We start from the raw sequence: 7,269 nt of genomic DNA, 5'->3' as shown, positions 1-7,269 counted from the left end.
CAGGAGACACGTTGACCAGACTCTGGAACCCCTCTCGAAGCCGGGCGCTCAAGGTCCTCGCCGCGGCCATGCTGGGCCTGTTCGTCGCTGTGCTGACCGTCTCCTCTTGGTGAGCGCACCCCGAGTACCGTCGGGCTCCGGAAGGACACCGGGATCGGGTGGTACTTCCCGGAGGTGAGACCGGAGTCCATGGCCACGCCGCCCAGGTCGTGGTCGGCCACGTGCGAGTCGCCCCACCACACCCCTCATGAGGGTCGATCGCTGTTGAACGACTGAGAACCGGAGGTCGTACCCCCCGGGTGCACGACCTCCGGCAGTCTCGACAGCGCTCAGGCGTCCTGTGCGCGGGTGAGCCGATGCGACTCGAGCGCGAACGACAGGTCGACCACGTCGCGCGGGCGCGACAGCAGACGACCGGTGAGCCGCTCCAGCCGCCGCAGCCGGTTCAGCACCGTGTTGCGGTGACAGAAGAGCCGCTTGCCCGCCTCCTCCGTGGAGCCGTGACAGTCCAGCCAGGCCGTCAGGGTGGCCAGGAGGTCTTCGCGCTCGCCCGCCTCCGCCTCGAGGACGGGTCCGAGCACATGAAGCGCGAAGTCCTGCGCCAGGTCGGGCCGAGCGAGGACGAAGGCGCCGGGCAGCCGGTCCGCGAGCCGGACGAGTTCGCCATCCGCCGCACAGGAGTTCAGGGCGAGTTCGGCCAGCTCGCGCGCCCGCCCGAGCTCCATGAGCCCGGACACCACGGTGCTGATCCCGCCGCGCACGCCGGGGCCGGTCGGGATCACCGACGCGAGGGCCTCGACAGAGCCCTCGTCGAGCCGCGCCACCACGGCCACGCCGTCCTCCTGAGGACACCAGTGCAGTTCCATACCGTCGCGCACTTCGCGGGTCGGCTCCGTGGCGGGGCGCTCCGCACCCGGGCCGCGCAGCAGCGCCACCGCGTAGCGGGCACGCAGGGGCAGTCCGAGCGCTACGGCGATGGCGGAGACACGGGTCTCCTCCGTGTATCCGCGCAACAACACCTTCAGCAGCGGAAGCTGTTTGCGGCCGTCGTCCTCGGGCAGCCCGGCGGAGGCACGGCGGTACGCCTCGACCGCCAGTGCGGTGTCCCGGTCCGCCCGGCCCCATACGTCGTTGGCGGCGAAGGCCATGAGGTGGCCCTGGTCCGGACAGTCCTGCACGACGAGGGCCACGAGCGTGTCCCAGATCTCCGTGCCGCCCACGCGGTAGCCGTGCAGCAGGGCCTGGAGCGGGACACCTTCCTCCGCTCTCCTGCCGCCGATGAGCCAGGCGTACTCGCCGGACTCGGACGTGCGCCGGGGCTCGACCATCCCGCCGACGAAGCACTCCATCGCGGTGTGGACGGACTCTCGCAGATCGGCGGGGGCCAGAAGCGGGTTGCCGTAGTACGAGCTCGCGCTGCGCAGCTCGCTCAGCGCGGACTCGACGAAGGACGGGAGTCGAGGACGGAGCAGCTCGGCAGCATGCCGCAGCACGCGTCTGGCGTCTTCCTTCGGAGAGTCGCCGGGGAGCAGGGACGGCCGGTATGCGAGATGCGCGGGATGGGCCGGCAGTCCGGATTCAATCTGGTTCATCAGCACCTCAACGTGTCTGGCTTCCGCCGGATGGCGGTGGTGAGGGCGGCATAGCGAGGCAGGCCCTGCCAAACTAAAGAGAAATCACTCGCACGTCTAGTGTCCTCGGATAAGTAGCCCATACGACACCAGGGCGAACTAGGCGTGATTCACTTCCGTTGCGATGCGCCGGAGCTTCGGCCAGGAGCGCCGCGCACCCGCGCCCGTTCGCCGGGTCGCGCCCTGTGCCCCGTCACACGCGACGAGGGCTCTCCCGGGGACCCGGCACACGATCCGCGCCCGGAGCCCCCGCCGAGCCGTTCCCCCCTGGACGTCGCACCGAGCCGCGCCACATGCTGCGGCCCTCCGACCTGCTGGGACACGGCGAACCGGCGCGAATCGCCCGCCACCGCGGAACCCGACACCGCGGCTCCGCGTGACCCTCGCACCCCTCGGCCGGAACCCGTCCTGACGCTCCATCGAAGAAAGCGGGCCGCATGAGCTCGTCCTCACCTCCTCCCACGCCGCCACCTCCCGCGGCCTCTTCCACCCTGCTGGTCCAGCACCTCTCCGTGACCTACGGAAGGTCGGTGACCGCGCTGCACGACGTGTCGTTGCGCGTCCCGGCCGACGGAATAGTCGCGCTGCTCGGCGCCAACGGGGCCGGGAAGTCCACCCTGCTCCGCGCGGTGTCGGGAACCCTTCCCCTGCACGCCGGCACCGTCAGCGCCGGTTCCGTCACCTTCGGCGAGATGCCGCTGACCGGTCGCGCGGCGGCCGAGGTCGTCGCCGCCGGTGTGGTCCAGGTACCCGAAGGGCGGAGGGTCTTCGCCGGGCTGTCCGTGGCGGACAACCTCCGGGCGGGACGCCTGGGGGTCTCCGGTCTGGGCCGTGACGACGCCCGGCGGGCGCTGGCGGAGGTCTACGACCTCTTCCCGGTCCTCGCCGACCGGCGCGGCCAGGCCGCCGGCCTCCTCTCCGGGGGCGAACAGCAGATGCTGGCCATGGGCAGGGCGCTGATGGCACGGCCGCGACTGCTGCTGCTCGACGAGCCCTCCCTGGGGCTCGCGCCACTGATCGTCGCCAGGATCGCCGACGTGATCCGGCACATCCACGACCAGGGCACCGGTGTGCTGCTGGTCGAGCAGAACGCCGCGCTCGCCCTGGAGCTCGCCGATCACGCGTACGTCCTGGACGTCGGCCGGGTCCGGCTCGAAGGCCCCGCCGAAGAGCTGTCGCGCTCGGACGAGATCCGCCGGCTCTACCTCGGTGAACAGCCGGACGCCGACGAGACGGCCCTCACCCCGGAAGCCGAGCCCGCCGCCGTTCTGAGCAGGTGGCGCCCGTGATCCGCGACCTCCTGCGCAGACCCGTACGGGTGGGCGCCACGCGTCACGACGACGGCGTGCCGACGCTGGCCGTCGAGGACGTCACCGTACGTTTCGCCGGTCTCACGGCCCTGGACCGCGTCCGGTTCACCGTGGAGCCGGGCACCATCCACGCGCTGATCGGCCCCAACGGCGCCGGCAAGTCCTCCTGCTTCAACGTCCTCTCCGGCGTCTACCGCGCGGCCGGCGGCCGTGTGCGCTTCGGCGACGCGGAGCTGACCGCCCTTCCGCCCCACCGGATCGCCGCGCTGGGCGTGGCCCGGACCTTCCAGAACATCGTCCTCACCCGCGGGACGGTGGCGGACAACCTCATGCTGGGACGGCACACCCTGACCGGTGCGGGCTTCGCCGCCACCGCGTTCCGCCTGCCTCGCGGCCTCCGGGAACAGCGGCTGCACCGTGAGCGGGTGGGCGAGGTGGCCGCCTTCGTCGGTCTCGGCGCCGTCCTCGACACCCCCGTCTCCCTGCTCCCTTACGGGGACCGCAAGCGGGTCGAGCTGGCCCGTGCCCTCTGCATGGAACCGAAGCTGCTGCTCCTGGACGAGCCGGTGGCAGGCATGAACACGACGGAACGGGTCGCGATGGCCCGCACCATCACGCACATCAGGGACGCCCTCGGCATCTCCGTCCTGATCGTCGAGCACGACATGGGGATGGTCATGCGCATGGCGGACGAGGTGACCGTCCTGGACTTCGGCCGCCGGATCGGGGGCGGATCGCCGGAGACCGTCCAACGGGACCCCGCAGTCGTCCAGGCCTACCTGGGTGGCGCCTCCGCCGTCGACACGACTACCTGCGCGCCCGCGGAATCCGCCGCGCCGCACGGGGAGGAAGCCCCATGAGCACACTGGTCCAGACCCTGTTCAACGGCATGGCGCTCGGCTCGATCTACGCCCTCGTCGCCCTCGGGTTCTGTCTCGTCTTCAAGGCGTCGGGGGCGGTGAACTTCGCTCACGGCTCGCTCCTCCTGCTCGGCGGCTACCTGGTCGCCGTCCTGCACGAACCGCTCGGTTTCGCCCTCGCCCTCGCCGTCGCGGCCGTCGGCACCGCCGCCGCCGCGGCCGTCGAGGCGCTCGTGCTGCGCCGTGTGGCGAAGGCCGACGGGCCGGCCGTTCCGACGATTCTCACGATCGGTGTCGACATCCTGCTCCTCACCGAACTCGCCCGGCGCATCGGCGGCGACGTCCTCGGCACCGGCGACCCCTGGGGTGCCTCCGTCGTGACGGTCGGCGGCATCACCGTCGCCCAGGCACGGGTGTACTCGCTGGTCGTGGCCCTCGTCCTCGTCGGTGTCTTCCTGCTGGCCTTCCACCGCACGGGCTGGGGCCTCGCCATGCGCGCCCGCTCCTCCGACGCCGAGGCCGCCGCCCTGATGGGCGTGCGCGGGGACCGGCTGCAGCTGTCCGCCTGGATGCTGGCGGGAGTCCTGGCCGCGGTGGCCGCCGTCTTCCTCGCGGCCTTCCCCGGCACAGGCGTCGACCGGACCACCGGGCAAATCGCGCTCGCCGCCTTCCCCGCCGCGGTGCTCGGCGGCCTCGGATCGGTGAGTGGCGCGCTGCTCGGCAGCGTGGTCGTCGGCATGGCGGAGGCGCTGGCCACCGGCTACCAGCAGCAGTTGAGCGGGCTCGGCTCCGGTCTCGCCGAGGTGGTGCCGTACGCCGTGATGGTGCTGGTCCTGATCGCCCGGCCCCAGGGGCTGCTCGGAGCGAAGGAGTCGACCCGTGTCTGACCGTTCCCCGTCACCGTCGACGAGCCGTTCCACGGTGTCGCGCGCGCTCTCACTCGGCGGACCTTCCGTCTCACCGCGGCGGATCACCGCTCTCGTCTGCTCCCTGCTCCTTCTCGTCCCTCCTCTCTACCTCTCCTCGTTCTGGTTGCAGACCGGGCTGTTCGCGATGGTCGCGGTCATCTCCGCGATCGGGCTGAACCTTCTCGTGGGGACGGCCGGACAGCTCTCCCTCGGTCACGCGTTCTTCCTGGCCGTGGGCGCCTACGGCTACACCTGGCTCGCCGACGACTCCCACCGTTCGGGGACGACGCACCTGAGCGGCGTGGGGCTTCCCCCGCTGCTCGCCTTCCTCGCGGCGGTGCTGCTGGCCGGTCTCGCGGGAGCCGCGTTCAGTCCCATGTCGGGCCGGCTGCGCGGCATGTACCTGGGGGTCGCGACCCTCGCCCTGATCTTCTTCGGGCACCACGCGATGCTCAACGCCGAGTCGTACACGGGCGGCTTCAACGGCCGTTCCGTCCCCGAGATGGAGATCCTCGGACTGAGCCTCGGGGACGCCGACGACGGTCTGTCGGTCCTCGGCGTGCCCTTCGGCGGGCTGGAGAGGCTCTGGTACTTCGGCCTGCTGCTGGTCGCGGTCGCGGCCTGGGCGGCGCGCAACCTGCTCCGCGGCCGACCGGGCCGGGCTCTCGGCGCACTGCGCGACAGCGAGGTGGCCGCGGCCGTGATGGGCGTGCCCGCCTCCCGGTTCCGGGCCGCCGCCTTCACCGTCTCCTCCATGTACGCGGGCGCCGCCGGCGCTCTGCTGGCCCTGGCCTCCCAGCGGGTCGTGCCGGACTACTTCGGTCTGCTGCTGTCCATGGACATGCTCGCGATGATCGTGATCGGCGGCCTCGGATCGGTCGCGGGCGCGGCGGCGGGCGCGGTGTTCGTCAGCGTCCTGCCGCAGCTCCTCGCCCACTACTCCGACGCCCTGCCTCTGGTGGTGTCCGCCGGATCCGGCGAGCCGGGCATCGGTTCGGCGGACGCCGCGCGCTTCCTCTACGGCGCCGCGCTGGTTCTGACCCTGGTCTTCGCCCCCGGCGGACTGGTCGGCCTGATCACACGTGGGGGCGGCGGGCTTCCCGCCCTGCCGTGGCCACGCCGCCCCGCACCCGCCACGCCCTCCTCTCCCCTGACTTCCGCCGGTGCCCCCACCGGCGGCGACACCCTCAAGGAGCACACACCGTGAACCGCAGACACATCCTCAGAGCCGCCGCCGTGACCGCCTCGACGGCGCTGGTGCTGACCGGTTGCAGCACCAAGGGCGGCGACTCCGCCGGTTCCTCCGACAAGTCGGGGATCAAGACCGGCCCCGGCATCACGGACAGCGCCATCAAGGTGGGGGCCCTCACCGACATCAGCGGCCCGTTCGCCCCGCTGGGCAAGAGCGCCCTGCAGGCCGAGCAGCTCCACCTGAAGCAGGTGAACGCGGCGGGAGGCGTGTGCGGCCGCCAGATCGAGCTGCTCGTGCGCGACCACGGGTTCGACGTCCAGAAGGCAGTGGCCGCCTACGCCGAGGTGGAGCCACAGATCGCCGCGTTCGGTCAGCTGAGCGGCTCCGCGCAGACCGCGGCCCTGCTCGACAGCATCGAGAAGGACAAGCTGCAGACGATCCAGATCGGTGCCTCCGGCACGGTCCTGGGCCACCCTCATCTGCGGCTGATGGCCAGCACGTACGACATCGACATGGCCAACGGCGTCGGCTTCCTGGTGCAGGCCGCCAAGCTGGAGAAGGGCGACAAGGTCGGCCACGTCTACATCGAGGGCGAGTACGGCGGCAACGCGGCCGAGGGGGCGAGGTTCGCCGCGCGGAAGGCGGGCATCACTCTCGTCGCGCAGACCGTGAAGCCCACCGACAAGGATCTGACCGCGCAGGTGACGGCGCTGCGGGCGGCCGGCGTCAAGGCGGTCGTGTTCAGCGGTGTCCCCGCGCAGACCGCGTCGCTCGTGGGTGTCGCCGCGGCCACCGGTCTCAAGGTTCCCGTCCTCGCCAGCGCGCCCGCCTACGTGCCGCAGCTGCTGGCCACGCCGGCGAAGCCCGCCCTGGAGAAGATGCTCTACGTCGCCAGCCCGTGGCCGGCACTCAGCGGTGACGACCCGGCCACGAAGAAGCTCGCGGAGGACTACACCAAGGCCTACCCGAAGGACCCGGTCAACCAGGCGGCCCAGGCCGGAAACGCCGCCGCGAGCCTGCTCGTGGGAACGCTCAAGGCGGCCTGCGAGGCGAAGGACCTCAGCCGGGACGGCATCGGCAAGGCCCTGCGCAGCCTGACCGCCTACGCCGAGGGGTTCCACGAGCCGCAGGACTTCTCGGACCCGTCCAAGGCGTCCAGCACCAAGACGTACATCGTCCAGCCGGCCGCGGGCCTGCCGGGCGGCCTGAAGGAGGTGCGGGGCCCCATCGAGCACCCCGCCCTCGCCGAGTACCTCGCCACCCCGAGGGACTGACCTCCCCCGCGCGGCGGGGCGGCGGGGCGGCCCCGCCCGCGGGCGACCCCGGGCGCGGGGCGCGGCCGGGGCCCCGCCGGGGGTACCCGCCCCG

At 72.1% G+C, this 7,269-nt stretch carries 6 protein-coding genes; 5 read left to right on the top strand and 1 reads right to left on the bottom strand.

Translation table 11 applies throughout. The annotated features are described in order from the left end of the window. Positions 1-329 precede the first annotated feature (329 nt). Positions 330-1,493, bottom strand: coding sequence for a PucR family transcriptional regulator (locus ACFQ8C_RS35905; protein WP_383466003.1), 1,164 nt, complete (start codon positions 1,491-1,493; stop codon positions 330-332). A 575-nt stretch (positions 1,494-2,068) separates the two neighbouring features. Between ACFQ8C_RS35905 and ACFQ8C_RS35900 the strand changes: the two genes are divergently transcribed. Genes ACFQ8C_RS35900 through ACFQ8C_RS35880 form a run of 5 tightly spaced genes read left to right on the top strand, consistent with a single transcriptional unit; the run spans position 2,069 to position 7,175 of the window. Beyond that, the gene (locus ACFQ8C_RS35900; protein ID WP_383466001.1) at positions 2,069-2,920 is read left to right on the top strand and encodes an ABC transporter ATP-binding protein; all 852 of its coding nucleotides are present in this window, start codon (positions 2,069-2,071) and stop codon (positions 2,918-2,920) included. Then, the gene (locus ACFQ8C_RS35895) at positions 2,920-3,801 is read left to right on the top strand and encodes an ABC transporter ATP-binding protein (RefSeq protein WP_383466007.1); all 882 of its coding nucleotides are present in this window, start codon (positions 2,920-2,922) and stop codon (positions 3,799-3,801) included. The genes ACFQ8C_RS35900 and ACFQ8C_RS35895 overlap by 1 nt, the downstream gene beginning before the upstream one ends. Further along, entirely contained in the window at positions 3,798-4,688 is an 891-nt protein-coding gene (locus ACFQ8C_RS35890; RefSeq protein WP_383466000.1) for a branched-chain amino acid ABC transporter permease, read from the top strand. The genes ACFQ8C_RS35895 and ACFQ8C_RS35890 overlap by 4 nt, the downstream gene beginning before the upstream one ends. 34 nt (positions 4,689-4,722) lie before the next feature. After that, the gene (locus ACFQ8C_RS35885) at positions 4,723-5,916 is read left to right on the top strand and encodes a branched-chain amino acid ABC transporter permease (RefSeq protein WP_383466005.1); all 1,194 of its coding nucleotides are present in this window, start codon (positions 4,723-4,725) and stop codon (positions 5,914-5,916) included. Continuing rightward, positions 5,913-7,175, top strand: coding sequence for an ABC transporter substrate-binding protein (locus ACFQ8C_RS35880; RefSeq protein ID WP_383465998.1), 1,263 nt, complete (start codon positions 5,913-5,915; stop codon positions 7,173-7,175). The genes ACFQ8C_RS35885 and ACFQ8C_RS35880 overlap by 4 nt, the downstream gene beginning before the upstream one ends. The last annotated feature ends 94 nt before the right edge of the window (positions 7,176-7,269 follow it).

The sequence above is a fragment of the Streptomyces sp. NPDC056503 genome, assembly GCF_042794995.1.
Lineage (GTDB): Bacteria > Actinomycetota > Actinomycetes > Streptomycetales > Streptomycetaceae > Streptomyces.
Note: the sequence above shows the minus strand (reverse complement) of the source record. Positions and strands in the feature narration are given on the sequence as shown.